Annotated in this window: 24 protein-coding genes and 1 pseudogene; 11 read left to right on the top strand and 14 right to left on the bottom strand. The window is 72.1% G+C overall.

Annotated elements, in window-relative coordinates; genetic code table 11:
- The first annotated feature begins 155 nt into the window (after positions 1-155).
- Entirely contained in the window at positions 156-2,603 is a 2,448-nt protein-coding gene (locus ACLQ22_RS17770) for a hypothetical protein (protein WP_425693282.1), read from the top strand.
- 266 nt (positions 2,604-2,869) lie between these two features.
- Here the strand turns inward: ACLQ22_RS17770 and ACLQ22_RS17765 are convergent, their stop codons facing one another.
- The 3 genes and pseudogenes from ACLQ22_RS17765 to ACLQ22_RS17755 all read right to left on the bottom strand — a co-directional run bounded on the left by ACLQ22_RS17765 (position 2,870) and on the right by ACLQ22_RS17755 (position 4,528).
- Positions 2,870-3,709 (bottom strand): aminoglycoside phosphotransferase family protein, encoded by an 840-nt coding sequence (locus tag ACLQ22_RS17765; RefSeq protein WP_425693281.1) that lies wholly within the window; start codon positions 3,707-3,709, stop codon positions 2,870-2,872.
- Positions 3,710-3,929: 220 nt separating this feature from the next.
- Positions 3,930-4,202: pseudogene (locus ACLQ22_RS17760) on the bottom strand (LuxR C-terminal-related transcriptional regulator); the annotation flags it as partial.
- On the bottom strand, positions 4,112-4,528 hold the full coding sequence (locus tag ACLQ22_RS17755) for a response regulator (protein ID WP_425693317.1): 417 nt from the start codon (positions 4,526-4,528) through the stop codon (positions 4,112-4,114). The pseudogene ACLQ22_RS17760 and the gene ACLQ22_RS17755, both read right to left, overlap by 91 nt.
- A 489-nt stretch (positions 4,529-5,017) precedes the next feature.
- On the opposite strand from ACLQ22_RS17755, the gene ACLQ22_RS17750 reads away from it, so the two are divergent.
- From ACLQ22_RS17750 to ACLQ22_RS17740, 3 genes are all read left to right on the top strand, one after another.
- Complete coding sequence (locus ACLQ22_RS17750) at positions 5,018-5,722, top strand: MFS transporter (RefSeq protein WP_425693280.1); 705 nt, start codon at positions 5,018-5,020, stop codon at positions 5,720-5,722.
- Entirely contained in the window at positions 5,626-6,264 is a 639-nt protein-coding gene (locus ACLQ22_RS17745) for a hypothetical protein (protein ID WP_425693279.1), read from the top strand. The genes ACLQ22_RS17750 and ACLQ22_RS17745 overlap by 97 nt, the downstream gene beginning before the upstream one ends.
- 156 nt (positions 6,265-6,420) lie before the next feature.
- Positions 6,421-7,644 carry a peptidoglycan DD-metalloendopeptidase family protein gene (locus ACLQ22_RS17740; protein ID WP_425693278.1) on the top strand — a complete coding sequence of 408 codons (1,224 nt, stop codon included), beginning with the start codon at positions 6,421-6,423 and terminating at the stop codon, positions 7,642-7,644.
- An 84-nt stretch (positions 7,645-7,728) separates the two neighbouring features.
- Here ACLQ22_RS17740 and ACLQ22_RS17735 read toward each other — a convergent pair whose 3' ends face one another.
- From ACLQ22_RS17735 to ACLQ22_RS17715, 5 genes are all read right to left on the bottom strand, one after another.
- Positions 7,729-8,517 (bottom strand): class I SAM-dependent methyltransferase, encoded by a 789-nt coding sequence (locus ACLQ22_RS17735; protein ID WP_425693277.1) that lies wholly within the window; start codon positions 8,515-8,517, stop codon positions 7,729-7,731.
- 95 nt (positions 8,518-8,612) lie between these two features.
- Positions 8,613-9,308, bottom strand: coding sequence for a hypothetical protein (locus ACLQ22_RS17730; protein ID WP_425693276.1), 696 nt, complete (start codon positions 9,306-9,308; stop codon positions 8,613-8,615).
- A 147-nt stretch (positions 9,309-9,455) separates the two neighbouring features.
- Positions 9,456-9,617, bottom strand: a complete 162-nt coding sequence (locus ACLQ22_RS17725) for a hypothetical protein (protein WP_425693275.1) — start codon at positions 9,615-9,617, stop codon at positions 9,456-9,458.
- A gap of 17 nt (positions 9,618-9,634) precedes the next feature.
- A complete protein-coding gene (locus tag ACLQ22_RS17720; protein WP_425693274.1) occupies positions 9,635-9,880 on the bottom strand; it encodes an adenylyltransferase/cytidyltransferase family protein in 246 nt (81 codons plus the stop codon).
- Between the two features lie 258 nt (positions 9,881-10,138).
- A complete protein-coding gene (locus ACLQ22_RS17715; protein WP_425693273.1) occupies positions 10,139-10,540 on the bottom strand; it encodes a DUF2267 domain-containing protein in 402 nt (133 codons plus the stop codon).
- Positions 10,541-10,702: 162 nt separating this feature from the next.
- Between ACLQ22_RS17715 and ACLQ22_RS17710 the strand changes: the two genes are divergently transcribed.
- Positions 10,703-11,302, top strand: a complete 600-nt coding sequence (locus ACLQ22_RS17710) for a hypothetical protein (RefSeq protein ID WP_425693272.1) — start codon at positions 10,703-10,705, stop codon at positions 11,300-11,302.
- A 132-nt stretch (positions 11,303-11,434) separates the two neighbouring features.
- Here the strand turns inward: ACLQ22_RS17710 and ACLQ22_RS17705 are convergent, their stop codons facing one another.
- Positions 11,435-11,938, bottom strand: coding sequence for a hypothetical protein (locus ACLQ22_RS17705; RefSeq protein ID WP_425693271.1), 504 nt, complete (start codon positions 11,936-11,938; stop codon positions 11,435-11,437).
- 407 nt (positions 11,939-12,345) lie between these two features.
- Here ACLQ22_RS17705 and ACLQ22_RS17700 point away from each other — a divergent pair, with 407 nt between their 5' ends.
- Together ACLQ22_RS17700 and ACLQ22_RS17695 are read left to right on the top strand one after the other, a co-directional pair.
- A complete protein-coding gene (locus ACLQ22_RS17700) occupies positions 12,346-12,588 on the top strand; it encodes a hypothetical protein (protein ID WP_425693270.1) in 243 nt (80 codons plus the stop codon).
- A gap of 95 nt (positions 12,589-12,683) precedes the next feature.
- The gene (locus ACLQ22_RS17695) at positions 12,684-13,922 is read left to right on the top strand and encodes a hypothetical protein (RefSeq protein ID WP_425693269.1); all 1,239 of its coding nucleotides are present in this window, start codon (positions 12,684-12,686) and stop codon (positions 13,920-13,922) included.
- A 15-nt stretch (positions 13,923-13,937) separates the two neighbouring features.
- Here ACLQ22_RS17695 and ACLQ22_RS17690 read toward each other — a convergent pair whose 3' ends face one another.
- On the bottom strand, positions 13,938-15,095 hold the full coding sequence (locus ACLQ22_RS17690) for a citrate synthase (RefSeq protein WP_425693268.1): 1,158 nt from the start codon (positions 15,093-15,095) through the stop codon (positions 13,938-13,940).
- 68 nt (positions 15,096-15,163) lie between these two features.
- On the opposite strand from ACLQ22_RS17690, the gene ACLQ22_RS17685 reads away from it, so the two are divergent.
- Positions 15,164-16,363 (top strand): citrate synthase, encoded by a 1,200-nt coding sequence (locus ACLQ22_RS17685; protein WP_425693267.1) that lies wholly within the window; start codon positions 15,164-15,166, stop codon positions 16,361-16,363.
- A gap of 20 nt (positions 16,364-16,383) precedes the next feature.
- Here the strand turns inward: ACLQ22_RS17685 and ACLQ22_RS17680 are convergent, their stop codons facing one another.
- The gene (locus ACLQ22_RS17680) at positions 16,384-16,875 is read right to left on the bottom strand and encodes an FBP domain-containing protein (RefSeq protein WP_425693266.1); all 492 of its coding nucleotides are present in this window, start codon (positions 16,873-16,875) and stop codon (positions 16,384-16,386) included.
- 71 nt (positions 16,876-16,946) lie between these two features.
- On the opposite strand from ACLQ22_RS17680, the gene ACLQ22_RS17675 reads away from it, so the two are divergent.
- The gene (locus tag ACLQ22_RS17675; RefSeq protein WP_425693265.1) at positions 16,947-17,516 is read left to right on the top strand and encodes a TetR/AcrR family transcriptional regulator; all 570 of its coding nucleotides are present in this window, start codon (positions 16,947-16,949) and stop codon (positions 17,514-17,516) included.
- 15 nt (positions 17,517-17,531) lie between these two features.
- Here the strand turns inward: ACLQ22_RS17675 and ACLQ22_RS17670 are convergent, their stop codons facing one another.
- Positions 17,532-18,275, bottom strand: coding sequence for an N-acetyltransferase (locus ACLQ22_RS17670; protein ID WP_425693264.1), 744 nt, complete (start codon positions 18,273-18,275; stop codon positions 17,532-17,534).
- Positions 18,276-18,758: 483 nt separating this feature from the next.
- On the opposite strand from ACLQ22_RS17670, the gene ACLQ22_RS17665 reads away from it, so the two are divergent.
- The gene (locus tag ACLQ22_RS17665; protein ID WP_425693263.1) at positions 18,759-19,112 is read left to right on the top strand and encodes a hypothetical protein; all 354 of its coding nucleotides are present in this window, start codon (positions 18,759-18,761) and stop codon (positions 19,110-19,112) included.
- Between the two features lie 98 nt (positions 19,113-19,210).
- On the opposite strand, the gene ACLQ22_RS17660 is transcribed toward ACLQ22_RS17665, so the two are convergent.
- Together ACLQ22_RS17660 and ACLQ22_RS17655 are read right to left on the bottom strand one after the other, a co-directional pair.
- On the bottom strand, positions 19,211-19,483 hold the full coding sequence (locus tag ACLQ22_RS17660; protein ID WP_121398573.1) for a GlsB/YeaQ/YmgE family stress response membrane protein: 273 nt from the start codon (positions 19,481-19,483) through the stop codon (positions 19,211-19,213).
- A gap of 361 nt (positions 19,484-19,844) precedes the next feature.
- The gene (locus tag ACLQ22_RS17655; protein ID WP_425693262.1) at positions 19,845-20,402 is read right to left on the bottom strand and encodes a TetR/AcrR family transcriptional regulator; all 558 of its coding nucleotides are present in this window, start codon (positions 20,400-20,402) and stop codon (positions 19,845-19,847) included.
- Between the two features lie 145 nt (positions 20,403-20,547).
- Here ACLQ22_RS17655 and ACLQ22_RS17650 point away from each other — a divergent pair, with 145 nt between their 5' ends.
- Complete coding sequence (locus ACLQ22_RS17650; protein ID WP_425693261.1) at positions 20,548-21,594, top strand: aldo/keto reductase; 1,047 nt, start codon at positions 20,548-20,550, stop codon at positions 21,592-21,594.
- The last annotated feature ends 63 nt before the right edge of the window (positions 21,595-21,657 follow it).

Below are 21,657 nucleotides of genomic sequence, written 5' to 3'. Positions count from 1 at the left end.
GATGCTCGCCGCCCACCGCTACGCTGCGTCCGCGTCCGGTGAGTTGTCGCGTCGGCGCCGCTGGTCGAGGTTCTTGATCCGCGCCGGCTCCGGATGGATTACGGACCGGACCGCAACGCTTCGAGCCGCACCCCATCGATCAGTGAAGGAGACCGATGAAACGGACAAGGCTGCGGTCCGCCGCCCTGCTCACCGCCGGCGGACTGCTCGCCGGCTTCCTCGTCGCCACCGCCAACGGCGCGGCGAACGCCGCCCCGCCGCCGGCTCCCGCCCCGATCGTCGGCGCAGAACAGGACCTGGGTCACGCCATCAACTCGCGGGTGCTCTCGCAGTACCAGGCGCAGGGCGTCGACCAGCAGGGGCGCCCACAGGCATACTGGGTGACCGCTGGCAACAGCGAGGTCGCGGCGATGTTCCAGGTCACGGACATCAGGTCGGGGAAGGTGGTCTTCGGCGAGCGACTGCCCTCCGGCACCGGTAGCTGGGCGGTCACCTTCGCCAGACCGCAACGTGCCGTCTACTTCGGCATGACCAACGGCGCCGTATACACCTGGTCGCCCGGAGACCCCTCAGTCACGTCGCTGGGTGTGCCGTACCCGGGCGAGCAGATCTGGCGGATGGCCGCGGCGCCGGACGGTGTCGTCTACGGCGGAACGTATCCCAGCGGAAAGCTCTTCTCCTACAACCCGGCGACCAAGCGGTTCAGCGATCACGGCCAGATCGTCCCGGGGGAGACCTACGGCCAGGCGCTCGCCGTCGACGACCGGTACGTCTACTTCGGCACCAAGCCGAACGCGAAGCTGGCCCGCTTCGACCGCACCACGGGCGAGGTACAGCCGATCATGCTGCCCGCGCGGTACGCGGACGAGGAAGCCGTCTACGACATGACCCTCGCCGGGGGGTACCTGTTCATCCGGCTCGACCACACCAGTGACCTGCTCGTCTACCGGCTCAGCGACGGAGTCGTCGTGAAGACGGTTCCCGCGATCTCCGGTCGGATGGTGTCCGAGATCGATCCGACGGGCCGGTACGTCTACTTCCGGATGGTGGCCGAGGGCATCGTCCGGTACGACCTGCAAACCCACACCTATACGCCGGTCGGATGGAAGCCGAACGCGCTGCCGGGCAGTTGGGAGTGGATCGACCTGGGCGACCCGGCGTGGCCCGGACTGACTCTGTCGATGACGTACTACTACGGCCGCGTCTACCTGTGGAATCCGCAGACCCGGTCGACGCGGTACATCGGCGAGGAGGACCTGGAGGGTGCCCCCAACCCGATCCAGGCGATGGGGACCGGGCCGGACGGATCGGTCTACATGGGCGGATTCCTGTCCCCACCCGGCATGGCGCGCTTCGACCCGGCCGACGACTCCATGACCCTGTTGTCCGGCGCCGGGCAGGTGGAGGGTTTCGGGATCCGCGGCGACCACCTGCTGTACGGTCGCTACCCGGACGGCAACCTGCTCTCCTACGACACCACCAAGCCGTGGGCGTACGGGTCGAACCCGGCCCCGCGGGCGGTCCTCGGCGAGGAGCAGCAGCGGGCGCAGGCCTTCGTCGACCTGGGTGAGACGGTGGCCGTCGGCAGCATCCCCCGCGCGGGTCGCCTCGGTGGCGCCCTGAGCTTCTGGACGCCGTCCACCGGGGCGGTGCAGACCTACCGGGACGTCGTGCCGCAGCAGAGCGTGGTCAGCCTGATGGAGCACGACGGGCTGCTCTACGGGGGCACCTCCATCAACGGTGGGTACGGCATCGAGCCGACCGCCACCGAGGCTGAACTGTTCGTGTTCGACCCGCAGACCCGCCAGGTGGTCGAGCGGGTGGTTCCCGCGCCCGGCGGCTCGGCCGTGAACGCGCTGGTCGTCGATCCGGCCGGCATCATCTGGGGACTGTCCGACGGCACGCTGTTCACCTTCGATCCGGCGACCCGCAGGGTCACCAGGTCGGAACGGCTCTTCCCGGACGAAACGACGATGTACGGCCACGAGCGGGGTCTCGTCCTCGCCGACGACGGCTTCTTCTACGCGTCGGTGTCCGACAGCCTCTGGCGGATCAACCCGGCGACGTGGGACGCCGTCGAGCTGGCCTCCGGCCGGGTGGCCTTCCTCACCAAGGGCGGGGACGGCAACCTCTACTACGGCCGGGTGTCCCGCCTGTACCGGTGGAACTTCGCGCTCCCTGCGGTGTGCGGCCGCATCGTCAGTGGCACGTACGCGGGGCCGCTCGACGTCACGACGGGGACCACCTGCCTGCGGAATGCCACGGTGTCCGGGCAGGTTTCGGTGGGCAACGGGGCGGCGCTGGTGGTCCGGGACAGCACCATCGAGGGACCGGTCGTGGCCCAGCGGGCCGCCGGCGTGACCGTACGGGACAGCTCGATTGTCGGGCCGCTCTCCGCCAGTGGCACCACCGGTGACCTCAGGCTGGTCGACTCGTCGGTGGCGGGGCCGGTGACGGTGGTCGACGGACGAGGGCCGTCGATACTGGCGGGCAACGTGATCAAGGGCCCCCTGCGCTGCACCGGCAACGAACCGGCACCGCAGGACGACGGTCAGCCGAACGAGGTGACCGGCCCCATGCAGGGGCAGTGCGCCAAGCTCTGACCTCGCGTGATCCCGCGGCCGGCACCCCGGATGCCATCCGGAGCGCCGGCCGCGACACGCCTTGTCCAGGTGCGGAAGTCGGGGCTTGTCCTGCGCACCGCATCGGGGCGCAGGTTCTGGCGGGATCGGGGCTGGGCCCGCCGATCATGGCAGCAGTGCTGCCGCATGTCGGCAAGCCGTTCGCTTGACCACCAGCTACGCATGCTGCGAGCAGCGACAGGTCCATAGGCCGTCGCTCAGGCCGCGCGAACGGTATCGGCCAGCCTCTAGTACCCGCCGCGCCCGAAGGCGGCCAGCTCCGCGGAGTGCCCGGGGTTGCTGACGTACGTCGCCCCGATCGGGGCGGTCACCCGGCACCACATGTCGAGCCGCTCCACGTCGATGCCGGCCGCCGCGGCCAGCTCGTCACGCCGGCGCAGCATCTCCGCGCGGTCCAGGCCCTCCAGCACGTAGTCGACCGCGTCGAAGCACGGGTCGCCGGCGCAGGCCATCGGGTCGATGGCCACCAGGCCCTTCGCGCCGCCGCTGAGCACGTTGCCGAGGTGCAGGTCGCCGTGCAGCAGCACGGTGTCGGTGGGCGCGGCGAAGAGGTCGTCGCGCAGCCGCTTCGACTCGGCGAGGTCGGCGCTCCGCCGCACCGCCGAGTTGAACAGCACGTCGATCCAGTCCTCCAGCCTCCGCGGCGCGGCGGCCGGATCCCCGGCGCCGTGCAGGTCGGTGAGGAACCCGGCGTACTCCTGCGGCGACGGCGGCTGCGGCATCTTCTCCACCAGGGGGCCCGGGTGGATCGACTCGAGCAGCACCGCGCCCTCGGCCGCCGCGAGCACCGCCGGCACCCGTCCGCTGGGCGCGAACTGGCGCAGCATGTCGACCTCTTCCCGCACGGCGTAGCTGTCGGGCGACAGCTTGAGCACCGCCTCGCCACCGGCCTGGCGGCACCGGAACACCACGGAGGAGTTGCCGGACTTGAGCGGGTCGCCGAGGTCGAGCTCCCACTGCGCGACGAGTTCGTCCAGCCGCTGGGTCAGCGTGCCGACCCAGCGGTGCGCCGCCTTGCCGAACCGCGGCTCCAGCCGGTTCGCGATCGCTTCCAGATCCAGGGCCATCCCGTTCACCTTTCCGTCGATTGCGCGCCGGCGTACGCGGCGCAGCCGCCCGCTCCGGCATGGGTGTGGCGCCGTGCCCATGGGTCAGCGGGGGACTGCCGCCGCGCATCGGGTCGGGATCCGGCCCGTACGGCCCCACGCGCTCCAGCCTGGCCTTGCGGGCGACCTCGATCGCCTCGTACCGGTCCGACACGTTGAGCTTGCTGAAGATCGTCGAGATGTGGTTGCTGACCGTCTTCGGCGAGAGGTTCAGCTGAGTGGCGATCGCCCCGTTGCGCAGGCCCGACGCGATCAGCTGGAGCACCTGCCGCTCGCGCGTCGTCAGCTCCGGGAAGAGCTGCTGGTTGCGTGGTTCCCGGCCGAGCTGCCGGACGATCTGATCGGCCACGCGGGGGCCGAGGATCACCTCGCCCGTGGCCAGGCCCCTGATCGTCCGGACGATGCCGTCGCCCGGGCAGCTCTTGAGCACGTAGCCCCGTGCGCCCGCACGCATAGCCGCGAAGACCGCCCCCTCGTCCTCGACCGCGCGGTGAAGACCAGCACCGCGGTCGTGGGTGACATCCGGGCGATCTCCTGCAGCGTCACGCCCACCTGGAAGCCCGGCAGCTCGATGTCGAGCACGAGCACGTCGGGGCGCAGCGACGCCGCCGATCTCATCGCCTCCCGCGTGGTGCCCGCCTCGGCGACCACGGTGACCTCAGTCGAGGGGGACAGCAGGGCGTGCAGGCCCCTGCGCACCACCGGCTGGGCGTCGGCCAGCACAACTGTCACGGCGCGACGTTTTGTGCCGTCGGCGACATCTCCCGGATCGCGCCTCATCGTATGAGCCGGTTCCGAGGTCGAGCCAACGCTGACCATTACCACACCTCACCCGCCCTAACTGGCTCCGCGACGCCTCCCTGTTCTGGAGGCGTCGCGGAAGCGCCGACCTCCGATCGGCGTGAACGTCTTCTGACGGGCAACAGAACAACACATGAACGTGGGCATGACGACAGTGATGTAAGTCATCTGACGCATTCTCTGCGACCAATTAATTAAAAGCGTCGAAGGCGATTCTCGGCTTGAATGGAACAGGCCACGACAGAACGGGAATGCCGGGACGAGGCGCCTGCGGCCCTCGTCGCGCGGCCCGGGGAGCGTCCCGCCCCAGGCCGGCGGCTAGCGCACCACGTTCCGGGCGTCCGCGGGAAGTTTCCCTGGTGGTCCGGGGAAGTCGTCCCGCCCGCGCTCCGCCGAACGCCCTGTCCCGCCCGGCGTCGTCGCCGCGAGGATTGACGCGACCGTTCCATCACATCAGGATGTGCAAATATGCCCTTGTCTCGATTGATTGATTATTCGTCCCGTTTGGTGCCGGCCGATCCGCTGCGCAGGAAACTGATCGCGATCCGGCTGGCCGAATCGATCGGCAAGGGAGTCTTCCTCAGCGGCAGCGTCGTCTACTTCACACTTCGCGTCGGGCTCGATCCCAAGCAGGTCGGCCTGGGTCTGTCGGCGGCGGGCCTGTCCGCCTTCATCTCGTCGGTCCTGTTCGGCGTCATCGCCGACCGGGTGGGGCCGCGCAGGTTGCTCATCATGCTGTTCGCCGCGCTGGCGGTGGGCTTCGGGCTCTACGCGCTGGTGGACAACGCGATCCACTTCTTCGCCCTGGTGGTCACCGTCGGCTTCATCGAGTACGGCACCGGCCCGACCAACGGCGCTCTCGTCGGCAACCTCGTGCCCGCCGAGGAGCGGGTCAAGCTCAAGGCCATGATGCGGTCGGTGTTCAACATCGGTTTCAGCATCGGCATCGGGGTGGCCGCCGTCGCCGCGCCCGACCAGCGGCTGCTCGTGCTGATCCCGCTCACCACCGCCCTGCTGATGGCCGGCGCCGCGCTGCTGGTCACCCGCCTGCCCGACGCGCCGTCGCGTCCCGTCCGGTGGGCTTCAAGCGCTTCGCCGCCGTACGCGACCCCCGCTTCCTCTCCGTCATCGGCGTCTCGACGGTGCTCGCCTCCCACGTCACCGTCATCCTGATCACGATGCCGCTGTGGGCGCTCAACCGCACCTCGCTGCCGCACTTCCTGATCCCGCTGCTGCTCATCTTCAACACGGTGTTCGTCATCCTCTTCCAGGTGCGGGCCAGCCGTGGCGCGGACACCGTGGAGGGCGCCGGCAGGCTCGCCCGCCGCTCCGGCTACTGGCTGGCCGGTGGCTGCGCCGTCATCGCGGTGAGCGCCCTCGACGACAACGTCGTGCTGGTGTCCGTCGCGATCGTCGCCGCGGTGCTGATCCTGTCGGTGGCCGAGGTGATGCAGGCCGCCTCGGGCTGGGGCCTCGCGTTCGGCCTCGCCCCCGGGCACGCGCAGGGCGAGTACCTGGGCGCGTTCGACCTGCACGTGATCACGCAGAACATCATCGGCCCGGCCGCGCTGTCCGGCCTGGTCATCGCCTTCGGCTTCTGGGGCTGGCTCGGCATCGCGGTCGCCGTGCTGGTCGCGTCGGCGCTGATCATCCCGGTCGCGCACCGCAGCCAGGCCACCCTCGTCCCCGGGACGGCCTCCGCGACCAGCCCGTAGGCCCCGCCACCGCCCGGCCGTGACCGCGCGTGTCGGCCGGGTCGCCGACTGCGAAACATATCTTCATTGCCGACGGGTCAACATGTAGACAATATTCGTCGTTCTGTCTATCGTCAGCACCACTTAGCGATGTCCTTCGATTGAAAGAGGTCGTCAATGGTGCACATCAGACGGTGGACCGGCATCGCCACAGCGCTGCTGGCGACGGAACTCCTGGTCGCGGGCACCGCCGCGCACGCCGCCGCGCCCACACCGGACCCGGTGCAGGTGAGCGTCGAGGACGCCGTGACCGCCAAGCTTCGCGGGCAGGTCCAGGCCGCGGCGGCGGAACACGCCGACAGCTCCGAGGCGGAGCACGCCGAGAGCTCCGAGACCCGCGTGACCGTCACCCGCAAGAACGGCAAGTGGGCCTTCGGCACGGCCGTGGCCGTCACCGGCCACGAGAAGGACGTCCACCCGACCGGCGCGATCTTCATCGCCCGTGCCGAGGCCGGCACGTGGCGGGTGAACTTCGACGGTGAGGCCGGGTTCAGCGAGCTGGCCGCCGAGTCGCCCCTGGTGAACAAGCAGGAGAAGGCGGTCTTCACGAGCGCCCCGAGCAACCCGAGCGGCCCGAGCACCATGCAGGCGGGCGGCGACTACCGGACCGGGATGGCCCTGCCCTTCGCGGTCGGCCAGACCTGGACGCTGACCGGCGGCCCACACGGCTGGGGCGGCTCCGAGACGCCGTACAGCTCGATCGACCTGGCCGGCGGTGACCAGGTGGTCCGCGCGGCGCGGGCCGGCACGGCGTACACGATGTGCACGGGGTGGATCCGGGTGATCCACGACCGGGGCTACTCCACCGACTACTACCACCTGTGGAGCAGCATCTCGGTCAACGGCGCCGCCGTCGGCCAGGGCGCGTACCTCGGCTACACGGGCACCGACGTCACCTGCGGCGGGGCGGCCTCCGGCCGGCACGTCCACTTCGGGCTGCGGCAGAACAGCGCCTACGTCTCCATCGGTGGGCACGGCCTCGGCAAGTGGGAGTTCGTCAACGGCGCCGGCCCCTACCAGGGCGGCGCGCGGCACGGCTCGGCCTGGGCCGGCGCCGGTGCCGGCCTCTACAACTACGGGGCGCTGGGCTTCAACCAGGCGGTGGTCGATGCCAACGGTGGGGGCTCGGTGAACAAGCGGTCCGGGCCCGGCACCGGCTACGCCGTGCGCGGATCGGTCGGCGACGGCGCCACGGTCACCGTCTCCTGCTCCGCCAACGGCACCTCCCACACCGGGCGGTACGGCACCACCGCGCTGTGGAACCGGCTGAGCGACGGCACCTGGATCTCCGACGCCTACCTGGCGAGCGGGGTGAACGGCCCGATCAACGGCTGGTGCTGACCGGCACCCGACCGTAGCGTCGACGCAGGGGCTCCGCCATCTCGGCGGGGCCCCTGCGCTTCGTGGGCGGCCGGGCGTCGGCGGTCAGCCGGGCAGGCCGAACTGGAGCGAGACGTGGACCCGCTCGGTGACCGCCTCCCGCCCGCCGAGGGCGTCGCGGACCTCGGCGGTGAACGCAGCCCGCTCCGGTGGCGGGGGCAACAGGTGGGGTGACATCGCGGAGAAGACGCCGCCGACCATGTCGTGCACGGTGAGCAGCGCGGCGTACTCCACCGACGACTCCACCACCCGGTAGCCGGCGGCGGCGAGGGCGTCCCGGTTGCGCCGGCGGCCGGCGGCGTCGGTCTGGCACGTCGCGGTGACGGGATGCCCGAGCAGCCCTTCCAGGCATCCGCGCAGGGTCTGGGACCACTCGGCGTCCTGCGACCAGAGCGGGTCGCCGTTGGTGATCACGACGATCCCGCCGCCGGGGCGCAGCAGCGGCCGGGCGGCCCGGAACAGCGCCTCGCGGTCCATGAAGTGGATCGCGACGGCGACGGACAGGGCGCCGACCGCCCCGTCACCCAGCAGCCGGCCCAGGACGGGCAGGTCGGTGTCCGCGCCGAGCAGCCACGCGGCGTTGGTCGCTCCCGCGTCGAGGGCGGCCCGGCGGGCCAACGCCAGCATGTCCGGCTCCGGATCCACGCCGACGACCGCGCCCACCCGGGCGGCGAGCGGCAGGCTCAGCTGGCCGGTGCCGCAGCCGAGGTCGACGACGGTGTCGCCGTCGTCGAGACCGAATGCCCCGACGACGGCGTCGATCACCTCCGGCGGGTACCCGCGCCGGTGTCTCGCGTAGTACGTGGCCACCTCGCCGCTGAAGCCCGTTCCCATGCCGCCAGCCTCCGGCGGCACGGCCCGGAAGGCGAGCGATTCTGCTCAGGGCAGCACGACCCGAGCTGCCGGGGGACCGCCGGCGGGCCGGGGCCTCAGTCCGGTGCTCCGACGAGGAGGGACTCGTGGCGGCTCCACAGCCACCGCAGGTACTGCTGGAGTTCCTCGAGGGTGGCGACCCAGCCCTTGTCCGCGTAGTTGAGGATGCGTTTCACCTCGCCCGGCAGGAGATCGTAGGCGGTGGCTCCGATCTCCGGGACGGGAGTGTCCGGGGAGACGGCCACGGGGACCGGTATGACGGGCAGGCGGAGGCCACTGCGGTCGAGTGCCTTGAGGACCGTGAGGTAGGCGCGGGGCAGGTGGTAGGGGGAGACGGCGAGCGCGAGGCTCGCGATGCGCCGGCCGTGGACCTGTTCGGCGATCCACGCGGCCTGCCGGCCGGTGTCGGGGGCCGGCCCGGCCTGGACGCAGAGCCCGTCGAGGCGACGGAGGCCGAGGCTGCGCAGGTGAGCGAGCGTGGGTTCGACGTAGGTCTCCTCAGCCGGGTTCCCGTTCGCCACCAGGAGATGGCGGAGGTCCAAGTTCGTCTCCCAGCTGCGGATGGCGTGGGTGAGGCGCCACTCCTCGCCCTGCCCGGTGGCCACGGCGAGGGCGTCGACGCGGTCGGCCGCCGACTGGGGCAGCGCGAGGATCATCGTGAGGGCCTTCGTCACGTCCAGAAGCTGGCCGGCGGTGAAGCCGACGAGGTCCGCTTCCCCGACGATCCGGGCGGCGGCCGCATGCGAATCCATCGAATGCTCCGCCCCCCATGCCCGATCGAAGGCCCACGCCGTGGCCGACGGGCACAGTCCGGTGCGCCACCGTCACCTGACCCTACGCGGCAGTCTCACGAACCATCCGGCGGCGGTCCGACGAGGGGTTCGCCACTGTCCGGCGGTCTACGGCTGCGCGGACGAAGGCAACCTCCCCAGCGTGCGCAGCGCGGTCGAGGACACCGTGGCCAGTTCGGGCTGCGCAGGCAGAAACACCGTGGGGACACCCAGCGACTGGTTCATCGCGGCGAGCTGGCACTCGGTCCAAAGGTCGGTGGTGTTACACACGCCGCGGACGATCACTCCTACTTCATGGTCACGGCAGTAGGTGAGGTCAACCCGCTCCAGTCCGCAACGGTGACGGAGGTCCACCCGACCGGCAGAACGGCCCGCACAGCGGCCGCTCGCTCCTCTACGCCGGTGCCCGGATGCTTGCTGCTGTTGACCGCGACGAGCACGACCACTTCGTCGAAGAGGCCGCGTGCCCGGTCCACCACGTTCAAGTGCCCGGGAGTGAAGGGATCGAAGCTGCCGGGGTAGACGGCTCGCACGCGTACGCGACCGGGGGTGCGCGCGGTCGAACGTGGCCCCGCCGACAGCTCAGCTTCATGGCAACGGAGCCGGCCCGCACGCCTTCGTCGGTGCTCATGGCCCGACTGTGGTATCGGCTGTCGGATCCGCTGGCCCTGGGGCGTGGGCGATATGTCACAGCGCCGTGGATGCCTGGCTGAGGGTCGGCAGCCCCCAGCACCCCGACGTCACCTGGTTCCGGTGTCAAGCGTGGCACGAGCACGCCGCCCGGCGAGGCGCTATCCGCCGCGCCTGCCGTCGTACCGGCCCGCCGAGTCCGTGAGTTCCCAGAACTCGGCCGGCAGGTGGGTGACGACGTCGTCGTAGTCACCGGGTGGGAGGGCCTCGCGGAGGGTGTCGAACACCGCGCGTACGCCGGCCTCCGCCGTCGCCCCGTCTACCTCGGCCCGCCCGCCGACCTGCTGGACGAACACGTCGAGCCCGAAGCGCTGGGCCTTCTCCCGGGGCGCGAACGCGTAGGCCCGCAACTCGTCGGGCAGCAGGGCGGAAAGATCGCGCGCCTCGCCCCCGTCGATCCGCTCCGCCAGCGTCGTCAGTGTGGCGCGCGTGATGGCGGTCGCCTGCTCGGGCGACGTGCGCAGGCGTCTCGCCACCGAGCCGATGAACTCGCTGTTCTCCACCCTTGGCGCCTTTCTCTCTGCCGGATGGCGGCGTCTACCCGCGCGCCCGCGCGGCAAACCGCACGGGCGAAGGTGCGCCCGCGCGTACGCCGTCAAGGACGTGAATCTCGTGTGTGCGAACAGCCCGTCGCGGCGACGCTCGGGTTCCGACATCATGTCGCAATGACCTTCCTGTCCGTGGACGCCGGGCCGCTGCGGCCGTCCCGCCGGTGGTACGCCGTCGCGGCGGTGACCCCGCTGCTCGCTCTGGTCACGGGCGCCGGGCTGGCGTTCCTGCCGGGACGGCTGGGCGGCTCCGTCGGACAGGGCGTTCCGGCGGGGCGGTCGGTCCCGGTGCGCTTCGCCGCCGGCGAGGAGGCCGACAGGATGGTGTGGATCACCGGGGCCGGCCCGACAGTGCCGGAGGTGACCTGCGAGCCCTCGGCGCTCGACGTTCGGGAACTTGAGGAGTGGCACAGCGTGTCGACGACCGGGGACGAGATCGTCCGGAGCGCGGGCGGACGGCAGTGGCGAGGCGTGCTCGTCATCCGAGCCGAGCCACCCGGCCGGTACGCCGTGCGCTGCGACGTGGTCCCGGCCCAGCCCGGCCTCGAGCTGTCGATCGGTGGGCCGCCCTGGCTCTTCGGGGTGAAGGCTCGGGCGCTGACTCAGCTCGGCGCGGTCAGCCTCGGCCTGACCGGGACGGTCGGCGGCGGGGCGCTCGCGATCATCGTCGCGGCCCGCAGGAGCGCGCACCGGCGCCGGCTGTCGCTGCTGCCCTGAGGAGTCGTGTCCCGGCAGGCGGCAGCTGACCTCCCGCCAGGCCAACGCCGGCCCGGCCAGGCCCGGCCGGCGTTGGTGCGCTCGGTGAGCGGGGGTGCCGTCACCTGGCGGTGGCGGCACGCACTTCCGGCGTCAGCAGCCGCAGGTGTAGAAGAGGATGTCCCAGTGGCTGCCTTCCTTGGTGTAGAGGTTGCCGGAGGCCGCCCGGTACTGGTAGCCGAAGCCGGAGATGTAGCCGACGTAGGTGTAGTGGGCCGAGATGTAGTTCTGTATGCAGGTGCTCAGCGCGATGTCGAGCTTGTAGCCGTTCCAGTGGCTGTAGGTGCCGCCGGCGTGTCCGACCTCGGTGCCGGCGGTAATCGTCACGGCGCAGCCGCTGGCGCGCTTGAAGGTGATGATCCCGTCGATGGTCGCTTGCCGGACGCCGTCGAACGAGGTGCAGGTCGAGACGTAGCGGTCGCTGCAGTTGCCGCTGGAGGTCCAGGAGATGCCGGCGGCGCGCAGCTGCGAGGTGGCACTGGAGTGGCTGATGGCGAAGGCCGGACTGGCGAGTCCGAGCGTTGCTCCGGTCGCGGCGGCGATGGCGACCAAGAGCGTGAGCAGGCGGCGGCGCAGGGTGGATCGGGTGGACGACATGGCTCTCCCGTTCGCGTGGGGGATTTCTGCGATGAGAAGGCCGACCTTGCAGGATTTCTACCAGACATCGATGGGCGTGACTAGATTCGTTGGCTCCGAAGTGCGGATCCCGCGGGTCGGCGGTGGGCGATGGCGGGCCGCGCCGTGCCCGTCCTCGTGCGTCGACCCATCGGCGGGCCGGGGAGGACTGACAGGATGGGGCCATGCGGTATGACGACACGTGGCGTCGCGCGGCGGTCGTTTGCTGTGTGCTCCTGCCACTCGTGGCGTGCACGTCCTCGCGGGACGCGACCCGGGGTCCCCGGCCCTCGACGCGGGCTGCGGCTCCGGTGGGTGCGGGCAGCGGGGCGCCGGTCCCGACGCCCGGTGGTCCGGGCGAGGTGGCGTGCGCGCATGCGATCGACGCCATGCCGGAGCCGCCGGCCGGCTACCGGATCGTCGCGGGGGACGTCGCGGTGCCCGGTTCGCCTGTGATGCAGGTGGCGGAATCGGGGTACGCCGACCCCGCCACGCGGCTGTTCGCCAAGTGGGGACTCGTGGTGCGCTCCGGCGCGGTGGTTGACATTCAGGTGGCGCCGGGCTGGGAGGGCGAGGCGCGCATCGGATGGGGCGCTGCGGTCGCGAAGTGTGACAGGGGGGACCGTCAGTAGTGCAGAACCGAAGGCCGAACCGCCCCTACCGGTAACAATGGGAAGTATCGACCGGCACCAGTTTCCTCACAGAGCGGTCGGTGGTTGTACGAGACGTGACGGCAACCTCGCACTCCATCATGGCGGCCCCGGCGTCGGCGCAGTCCATGTGGCAGATCAGGTGGGCGGAGCGCGAGAACCACCGGCGGCGGCGCGCGTACGACGCGAAGGCCGCGGCCTGGCGGCGGCACCACGACCACCTGGTCCGGCTGCGGAGCGAGGCGGCCGGGTTCCTCGGGTGCACGCAACCGCGCGCCGGCCTGCCGGTGGACCTCGCCGACGACGAGGTCGTCTACCGGTTGCTACCGGTCGCGGACCTCGTCGAGGTGGCCGCGCGGCACGGCACCGGGCTGCCCGCCCCGGGGTTGACCGTCGCCACGGCCGGCGTCGCCGGTGACGCGCTGCCGAGGGGCGTGCGGGCCGTCGACACGGGGATGGCCGTCGTGACCAACCACCGCGTCGCCTTCTCCTCCGAGCGCGGGCGGCGGCACGAGTGGAGGTACGCCGACCTCGTGGGGCCCGCGCATCATCCCGCGGTGCCGCTCACCCTGCTGCACGCCACCGACGGCGGCCGGCTCCTCGGGCTGCGGGTACCGTCCGCCGCGACCGTGAACTTCCGCTTCTACCTCACCCTCGCCTTCGCCGCCGCCACCGGCGCACGGGCCGCCGTCGCCGAGCAGCTCGACGCCCTGCTGGCCGCCCACCGGCGCGCGCAGCCGGTACCACCGCCGCCGGTCCACCCGCATCAGGCCCCGTCGGTCGGGCCGCCTGCCGAACGTCGCGGGGCCCTCGCCGCCGTCGTCGTGGCGGTGGCGTTCGTGACGCTGACCGCCGCCGGCACGGTCGGGCCGGAGCGGGCCGGCCCGCCGTACCGGGCGGGCGAGGGCGCACGGGGCGCCGCCGCCGCGCCGCCGAACCTTGTCGAGGCCACCGCCCCGGCCACTCCCGGCGAGCCGGCGGCGTGGGCGACGGGCACGGCGACGTCGGGGGCCGGTGTGCTGGCGACTTCCACCAGGGGCGACGTGATACGGGTACGCGCGCCGATCAGGACGCCGGAACCGGTGCCGACCGGCGGTGTCGCCGCGCCGGCGGCTCCCTCGACGGCCCCGGTGCCCCCGCCGCCCCGGACCAGTCGTCCGGCCCTGACCGCCACCCCGCTTCCCACCCCCGAACCGGCTGCATCTCAACGGCTCACAGTCGACCTCTGCGTCGACGTCGCGCTGGTGCCACTGGTGCGGTGGCTTGCCTGCCCGCAGGGCGAGCCCGACGGCGGCGCTCCGCCCGGCCCTGAATGACCCGTGACGCGGCCCCTAGCCCAGGGGCGGTGCGGCCTCGGTCGGCAGCGGTTGGGGCGCGTGCGGGCCCACGTAGCGCGAGTCCGGCCGGATGATCTTCGAGTCCTCGGCCTGTTCCAGCACGTTGGCGCACCATCCGATCACCCGGCTGGTGGCGAACGTCGGCGTGAACATCTCCCTGGGCAGCCCGCACAGGTGCATGACCACACCGGCGTAGTACTCCACGTTGGTGTGCAGTTCCCGGCCCGGCTTCAGTTCCGCCAGCAGCGACAGGACCTGCTCCTCGACGGCCACGGCGAAGTCCACCAGATCGCCGCCGAGGGACCGGGCGATCCCCTTGAGCAGGCGCGAGCGGGGGTCCTCGGTGCGGTAGACGGGGTGCCCGAATCCCATGATCCGCTCGCCCTTCAGGATCCGCTCGCGCAGCCACGCGTCGGCCCGGTCCAGGGAGCCGATGGCGTCGAGGGTGTCGAGGGCCCGGCTGGGCGCGCCGCCGTGCAGCGGACCGGAGAGCGCGCCGAGGGCGCCGCCGACGCAGGCGTAGATGTCGGCGCCGGTGGAAGCGACGACGCGGGCGGTGAAGGTGGAGGCGTTGAAGCCGTGGTCGACGGTCGCGATCAGGTAGCGCTCGATCGCGCGGGCGTGCGCGGCGGACGGTTCCTCGCCGGTGATCATGTACAGGTAGTTCGCCGCGTGCGACAGGTCGTCGCGCGACTCGACCGGCTCCAGCCCCGCCCGCAGCCGGAACAGCGCGGCCAGCAGGCTGGGCGTGAGCGCGCAGAGCGCCATGGCCTGGGCCCGGCGCTGCGCCGGCGAGGTGTCGTACAGCGGGCGGGCCCCGGCGGCGAGGCCGGCGACGGCCAGCGCGGCGCGTAGCCCGCCCATCGGGTCCGGCGACGTCGACGCCGCGGCGATGTGGGGCAGCGCGGCGGCGACGGCGGGCGGGATGTGGCGCAGCGGCGCGATCTCGCGGCGCAGCGCCGTGGGATCGGCGGGCAGGCGACCGTCGAGGAGCAGCGCCCAGACGTCCTCCAGGGTGCGCTGCTCGGCCAGGTCGATCGCGGAGTACTGCCGGTAGTGGTAGAAGCCCTCGGCGCCGCGGACGCGGCCGATCGTGGTGTCGGTGACCACGACGCCGGCGAGCCCGCGCGGAACGGTGATGGTGTCAGGCATGCGGGCAGCGTCACGTCGTCGAACGGGCACAGTCAACGTTGATTCAGTCAATGTGAGACCATGCCCACATGTCCGGGGAACAGCTGCTGACGACCGCCGAGGCGGCGCTTCGCCTGCGCGTCAAGCCGGAGACGATCTACGCGTACGTCAGTCGCGGGTTGATTCCCCGGGTCAAGGTTCCCGGCGAGCGGATCAGCCGGTTCCGGCTGGCCGACGTCGAGCGGCTGGCCGCCCGGACGCAGGCGACCCGGCCGGACCGCGACGCGGCCCCCGCGATGCGGACCGCCACCACGTTGATCGCCTACGGGCGGCTGCACTACCGGGGGCTGGACGCCGGCACGCTCGCGCCGACGACCGCGTTCGAGGAGGTCGCGCACTGGCTGTGGACGGGGGAACGGCACCGGGGCGCCTTCGCGGCGTCCGCCGAGACCCTCGACAGGGCCAGGCTGGCGAGCGCCCACCTGCCCGCCCGGGCGCGGCTGTTCGACCGCCTGCCGGTGGTCGTCGCCGTCGCGGCCGCGATGGACCCGCTGCGCTTCGACCTGGCGCCCGCGACCGTGACGGCCCTCGCGCCGGCGCTGCTGTCCACCATGGTCGACGCCCTGCCCCTGGCCGGGCGGGCGCCCGCCGACGAGGGCCTCGCGGCCCGGCTGTGGTCGCGGCTGACGGGCACGCCACCGTCCGCGGCCGGTCTCCGGGCGCTCAACGCCGCGCTCGTCCTGCTCGCCGACCACGACCTGGCCGCGTCGACCATCGCGGTACGCGTCGCGGCCTCGACCCGGGCGAACCCCTACGCGGCGGTGCTGGCGGGCCTCGGGGCGCTGGACGGGCCGATGCACGGAGCCATCGGCAGCGGCGTCCACCGGATGATCGAGGCCGCCCGGCGGGACGGGGCGTCGGCCGCGATCGCCGAGTGGCTGCGGGCCGGCGACCTGCCCGGGTTCGGGCATCCGCTGTACCCGGCCGGCGACCCGCGTGGCGCGACCCTGCTCGACCTCGTCGCGGACCTGCCGATCGAGGGGGAGCTGCGGCGGGCCGTGGACGACCTGACGGCCACGGCGCAGCGGCGGGGCGCCCCGCCCAACGTCGACTTCGCGCTCGCCGTGCTGTCGCACGCGGCCGGCATGGGGCCCGGCGCCGCCGAGGTGATCTTCTCGGTCGCCCGGACGGCGGGTTGGCTCGCGCACGTCAACGAGGAGTACGCCCAGCCACCCAACCGGTTCCGCTGGAACAGCGGCTACACCGGGCCGCCCCCCGCCGCGCTGTGAGTGTGGATCGCCGCACCGGATCAGGCGGTCACGTTGGCGACGAACGCGGCGACGTTCGCCACGGTCCGCTGGATCTTCTCCTCCAGGGTGAGGGACTCCTGCAGCCGTGCGCCGGCGCCCGCGTCCTTCTTGCCCCGCACGTAGAGCGAGCAGGCGAGGTCGCTGCACACGTAGGTGCCGACCGTGTTGCCCTGCTGCCCGGCCTTGCCCGCCCTGGGCGCGACCATCAGGGAGACGCCCCCGCTCGGGGCGGTCAGGCACATCGAGCACATGCCGCGCCGTGGCTGCGCGGGGGTGGGGCTGGGGCAGCGCAGCGCGAGGGCTCTCGGCCGGCCGTCCAGCTCGGCGACGAGGTAGGCGCGGTGGGGGGACCGGGGATCTCGCCAGCCGAGGTAGTCCAGGTCGGCCCAGGGCCGGTCGGCCAGGTCGCGCGGGACGACCAGGCGCTCCGCCTCGCCCTTGCTGCAGTTCACGAAGGCGGCGCGGATCTCCTGCTCGGTCAGCGGCTTCATGCGGAGCAGGCTAATTTGCCTAAAGGTATTAGGCAAATGCATAATCGGTTATGCCTAGCGGGTGGAGGAGCATGGCACGGGCAGGACTGACCACGGAACGCCTGACCCTGGCGGGGGCGGAGCTCGCCGACGAGGTCGGCTTCGACCAGGTGACCGTCTCGGCGATCGCCAGGCGGTTCGACGTCAAGGTCGCGAGCCTGTACTCGCACCTGAAGAGCTCCCAGGACCTGAGGACCAGGATCGCCCTGCTGGCCCTTGAGGAGCTCGCCGACCGGGCCGCCGACGCCCTGGCGGGGCGCGCCGGCAAGGACGCCCTGACCGCCCTCGCGAACGTCTACCGCGACTACGCCCGGGAGCATCCCGGCCGCTACGCCGCGGCCCAGCTCAGGCTCGACCCGCAGATGGCGGCCGCCAGCGCCGGCGGCAGGCACGCGCAGATGACCCGGGCGTTGCTGCGCGGCTACGACCTGACGGAGCCGGACCAGACGCACGCGGTCCGGCTGCTGGGCAGCGTCTTCCACGGCTACGTCAGCCTGGAGTTGGGCGGCGGGTTCAGCCACAGCGCACCCGACACCGAGGAGACCTGGACACGGGTCCTGGACGCCCTCGACGCCCTGCTGCACAACTGGCCCGCGCCCTGAGCGCGGCGCGACGACCTAGAGCCGGTGACTGACCCAGACGTTGGGCTCGACGTAGACGGCGTGGTCGTGCGCCACGTCGCAGTGCACCGGCACGAGGGCTCCGGGCACGTGGACCGGCCCGCTGGTGTCGAACGGCAGGCCCGTCCAGCGACGCCAGTCGGCGAGGGTCCCGGCGATCGTCATCGACCGGGTGGCGACGCGTTCGATACGTCCGCCCGCGCGGACGTGCACCCGCAGCCAGGGGTCGACCGGCAGGCCGTCCTCGCGGACCTGTGCCGCGTACTCCGTCATCGGCAGTTCGGGCCGGGTGTGCTTGCCGCTCGGTCGGACGGGCGCGACCAGCGTGTCGTAGCCCAGTTTCGCGACGGCCTCTCGCATCGCGGCGAGCATCACGGCGGACAGCCCGGTGCCGCGCCGGTCGGGCCGGATGCAGATCTCCAACGCCGAGACGATGTTCGTGTCGGCGCCGGTCAGGCGGTTGAGGGTGGACCGCTGGACCACCCGGTCCCAACCACCGTCGGGAAGCTCGGGTTCCGTCCAGCGCAGCGGCACCGCGTACGCCCGCGCGACCGCGCGTGCGGGATCGGCGGGGTCGACGGCGGCGAACACGAACTCGGGATACAGGTCGTGGGCGACGCCGTAGTACAGCGCGCCCATCGGGTCCCACAGCATGAACGGTGGCCACGCCCCGTCGAAGTCCTCGTCGAGCGAACGGGCGAGGTCGGGGCGGTCCGCCAGGCTGACGATGTCGAGGGTCACGGTGGAACCGTAGAGCGCCAGGGCTGGCGCGCGCACGTCGGTTTCGGGTGCCTGTGCGACGGGTCACGGCCGCCGCAGCCGCCCCGGCAACCCACGACGGGGCCCTGAGGCTCCGGACGCTGGCCGGTGCGCGGGCGTTCGGTCTATGGTGACGCCGTGATCGCCCCCGGCCCCTCCCGGCAGCCCCGCACCGCGGCGCACCAGGACCTTTCCGCGCCGTCGCGCACGGCCGCGACGGTCGGGCGGCGGACCCGCCTCGTCGCGGGCGCGATCACCCGTCGCCTCGTCGTGCCGTCGGTCGTCCGCGCCCGCCGGGGCGCCGTCGCGCCGATCGTCGCGCCGCCGACCCGGCGGGCGCCTCGCCAGGGCCGCCCGCCGCCACCCGGTCGAGATCCACAGGACCGGCACACGGCGGGCGGAGCGCATCAGCGCTCCGCCCTTTCTTTTCGTTGCGAGCAGGGAGAAGGACCGATCGTGTACGTCGTGAACAGGCAGGACGAGCTGGGAGTGCTCCGGATCGTCCTGGAGGAGCAGTACGAGCGGCACAGCACCCAGTTGGCGCTGCTGGACCGGCAGGCCCGCCAGGTGCGCTCCGACGGCGCCGATCTCGAGGCCGCCGCCGCGTTGACCGCCGCCACGCGACGGGCCCTCGGTGACATCGCCCGGGCGCTGCACTACCTGGAACAGGGCCGCTACGGCACCTGCAAGGGGTGCGACCGCGACATCCCGATCGAGGAGCTGGCGCACCGCCCGTCGGCCCGGTACTGCGCCACCTGCCGGCCCGCGCCCCACCGGCGCGCCGCCCACGGCCGCACCAGCTGCGACTGTCGTAGCTAGGCGCGCCACCCGTCTTCGCCGGCGCGGTCCTTCGGGCAGCGCGGCGGACAGGACGGCGCCGGCCCGCCGCGAGGGTGGGCCGGCGCCGGGCGCGCAGGTCAGCGGATACGTCGGCGACCGTAGGCGCCGGCGGCGATGGCGACGCCGATCGCGGCGAAGACGACCTGGAGGGCCAGCTCGATCCAGTCGATCCCCCGGGTATCGTCGACGCCCAGGGCCCCGGCGACGAGTGTGCCGAGGATCGCCGCCACCACACCGATGAGTAGCGTGAGCCAGATCGGGATGTTCTGCTTGCCCGGTACGACCAGGCGGCCCAACGCCCCGATGATCAGACCGATGATGATGGCAGTGAAGAAACCGGTGACTTCCACTGGAGCCGTCCTTCCGGAGAGTTGTCGTCGAGCGGGGTGTTGCCCCCGCCGGAAGGGCGGCGAAACCACTCACCGTCACTTCCACGGCTTCTTCACACAACTGTCATGAAGCTGCGAACGAACCGTCATCGGTGTCACCGGACGGCTCGCAGCCGAGCTGGCCTGGCCGGGAACCGCGCCGACCGCGCGCCCACAGTGCGGAGGGGGACCGCCGTCCACCGGAGCCGCGGTACCGGGCCGACTGCGGAGCGTAGGCGGATGTCTCGTCGCGCCGGGCGTAGCTCAGGCGAAGGCGGCCTCTTCCCGTTCGTGCCACCTCGGGCCCAGCGATGAGCGCGGCAGGCGAGGATGTGGTGCGTCGTCAGTCGCGACCGTTGGCTGGCGTGTAGACGCCGGCCCGGGCGGCTGCCGCTGCCCCTTCGGCAGCCCGGTCCGCCGCGGCCTCGTCGACGGGATCTCCGCTGACGAGCAGGCGGTAGTAGAGCGGGGCCGAGACGGCGCGGATGACTTCGGCCGCATCCGTGCCCGCCGGCAGCTCCGCTCGCTGCACGGCCTGCTCGACGCAGGGAGCCCACTCGGCGATGCGCACGGCATAGAAGCGATGTAGCGCTTCGGCGGCACGAGGGTCGCAGGTCGCGGCGACGATGACCGCCCGGAACAGCGCGCCCTGGCGCGGATCGACCAGGGTGCGCTGCACGAGCCGGGCATTGGCGCGCAGGTCCCCGATCAGCGAGCCGGTGTCGGCCCGGGGCGAGGACTGCTCCGCCATGTCCGCCAGCAGGTCGGCGACGAGGCCGGCGACCGTACCCCAGCGGCGGTAGACCGTCGTCTTGCCCACCTCGGCGCGGCGCGCCACATCGGCGAGGTCGAGACGGTCGAAGCCGTGCTCGATGAGCGCGTCACTGGCGGCTCGGAGCACGGCGGCGCGTACCCGGGCGGTCCGTCCTCCGGGCCGGATGGCACCGACGGTCATAACGGGTCTCCAGTTCCCTTAACTGCGGATGGCTGCTATCGTACTCAACAGCTTAAAGGAACCGCAGTTCCGTTAACAAAGGGGTGTGATCGTGGAGTACCGACGACTGGGGGCATCCGGCCTCACCGTGCCCGCGCTGAGCTTCGGCGCCGGCACCTTCGGCGGTTCCGGACCGCTCTTCGGCGCCTGGGGCAACACGGACGCGCGCGAGGCCAAGCGCCTCGTGGACATCTGCCTGGACGCCGGGATAACAATGTTCGACACCGCGGACGTGTACTCCGACGGCGCGTCCGAGGAGGTGCTGGGGCAGGCGATCAGAGGCCGACGCGACGCCGTCCTGATCTCCACCAAGAGCGGCCTGCCGACCGGCGACGGACCGAACGACGCGGGGACCTCACGGGCCCGGCTCATCCGATCGGTCGACGCAGCGCTGCGCCGACTCGGCACCGACTACATCGACCTGTTCCAGCTCCACGCCTTCGACGCCGCAACGCCCGTCGAAGAGGTCGTAGCGACACTGGATGACCTGGTGCGGGCCGGCAAGATCCGCTACGTCGGCGCATCCAACTTCGCCGGCTGGCAACTCATGAAGTCCCTCTCCGCCGCCGACCGGGACCACCGTTGCCGGTACGTGGCGCACCAGGTCTACTACTCCCTGGTCGGCCGGGACTACGAATGGGAACTGCTGCCCCTGGGCCTCGACCAGGGCGTCGGAGCCGTCGTGTGGAGCCCGCTCGGCTGGGGACGACTCACCGGCAAGATCCGCCGCGACACCCCGCCACCGCCCGCGAGCCGGCTGCACGCCACCGCCGCCTACGGCCCGCCGGTCGACGACGAGCACCTCTTCCGCATCGTGGACGTCCTCGACGAGCTGTCCCGCGAGACCGGCCGGGCAGTGCCGCAGATCGCGGTCAACTGGCTGCTGCAACGACCCACCGTGGCCACCGTCATCATCGGCGCCCGCAACGAGGAGCAACTGCGGCAGAACATCGAAGCCGTCGGCTGGTCACTCACACCCGAACAGATCGCCCGGCTCGACACCGCCAGCGCCCGCACCGCGCCCTACCCGTACTTCCCTTACCAGCGGCAGGAGGGCTTCGCCAGGCTCAACCCCTCGCCGATCGCGACCGCCTCCTGATCTCTGCGACTCGCCGACCACCAGGTCTTCCTCGACGGGGGCCGGAAGCCCGGGGCTGCTGGC

Origin of the sequence: Micromonospora sp. DT178 (assembly GCF_049841695.1) — a bacterium.
In the GTDB taxonomy this organism is placed as follows: domain Bacteria; phylum Actinomycetota; class Actinomycetes; order Mycobacteriales; family Micromonosporaceae; genus Micromonospora.
This window is presented reverse-complemented; position numbering and strand designations above follow the sequence as displayed.

Excerpts from the sequence above, each read along its gene's own strand:
- ACLQ22_RS17755 (WP_425693317.1), bottom strand. The coding sequence starts at position 4,528 with ATGAGGCGCGATCCGGGAGATGTCGCCGACGGCACAAAACGTCGCGCC.
- ACLQ22_RS17730 (WP_425693276.1), bottom strand. The coding sequence starts at position 9,308 with ATGGATTCGCATGCGGCCGCCGCCCGGATCGTCGGGGAAGCGGACCTC.
- ACLQ22_RS17750 (WP_425693280.1), top strand. The coding sequence starts at position 5,018 with ATGCCCTTGTCTCGATTGATTGATTATTCGTCCCGTTTGGTGCCGGCC.
- ACLQ22_RS17735 (WP_425693277.1), bottom strand. The coding sequence starts at position 8,517 with ATGGGAACGGGCTTCAGCGGCGAGGTGGCCACGTACTACGCGAGACAC.
- ACLQ22_RS17710 (WP_425693272.1), top strand. The coding sequence starts at position 10,703 with ATGACCTTCCTGTCCGTGGACGCCGGGCCGCTGCGGCCGTCCCGCCGG.
- ACLQ22_RS17705 (WP_425693271.1), bottom strand. The coding sequence starts at position 11,938 with ATGTCGTCCACCCGATCCACCCTGCGCCGCCGCCTGCTCACGCTCTTG.
- ACLQ22_RS17740 (WP_425693278.1), top strand. The coding sequence starts at position 6,421 with ATGGTGCACATCAGACGGTGGACCGGCATCGCCACAGCGCTGCTGGCG.
- ACLQ22_RS17675 (WP_425693265.1), top strand. The coding sequence starts at position 16,947 with ATGGCACGGGCAGGACTGACCACGGAACGCCTGACCCTGGCGGGGGCG.
- ACLQ22_RS17685 (WP_425693267.1), top strand. The coding sequence starts at position 15,164 with ATGTCCGGGGAACAGCTGCTGACGACCGCCGAGGCGGCGCTTCGCCTG.
- ACLQ22_RS17765 (WP_425693281.1), bottom strand. The coding sequence starts at position 3,709 with ATGGCCCTGGATCTGGAAGCGATCGCGAACCGGCTGGAGCCGCGGTTC.
- ACLQ22_RS17700 (WP_425693270.1), top strand. The coding sequence starts at position 12,346 with ATGCCGGAGCCGCCGGCCGGCTACCGGATCGTCGCGGGGGACGTCGCG.
- ACLQ22_RS17770 (WP_425693282.1), top strand. The coding sequence starts at position 156 with ATGAAACGGACAAGGCTGCGGTCCGCCGCCCTGCTCACCGCCGGCGGA.
- ACLQ22_RS17690 (WP_425693268.1), bottom strand. The coding sequence starts at position 15,095 with ATGCCTGACACCATCACCGTTCCGCGCGGGCTCGCCGGCGTCGTGGTC.
- ACLQ22_RS17680 (WP_425693266.1), bottom strand. The coding sequence starts at position 16,875 with ATGAAGCCGCTGACCGAGCAGGAGATCCGCGCCGCCTTCGTGAACTGC.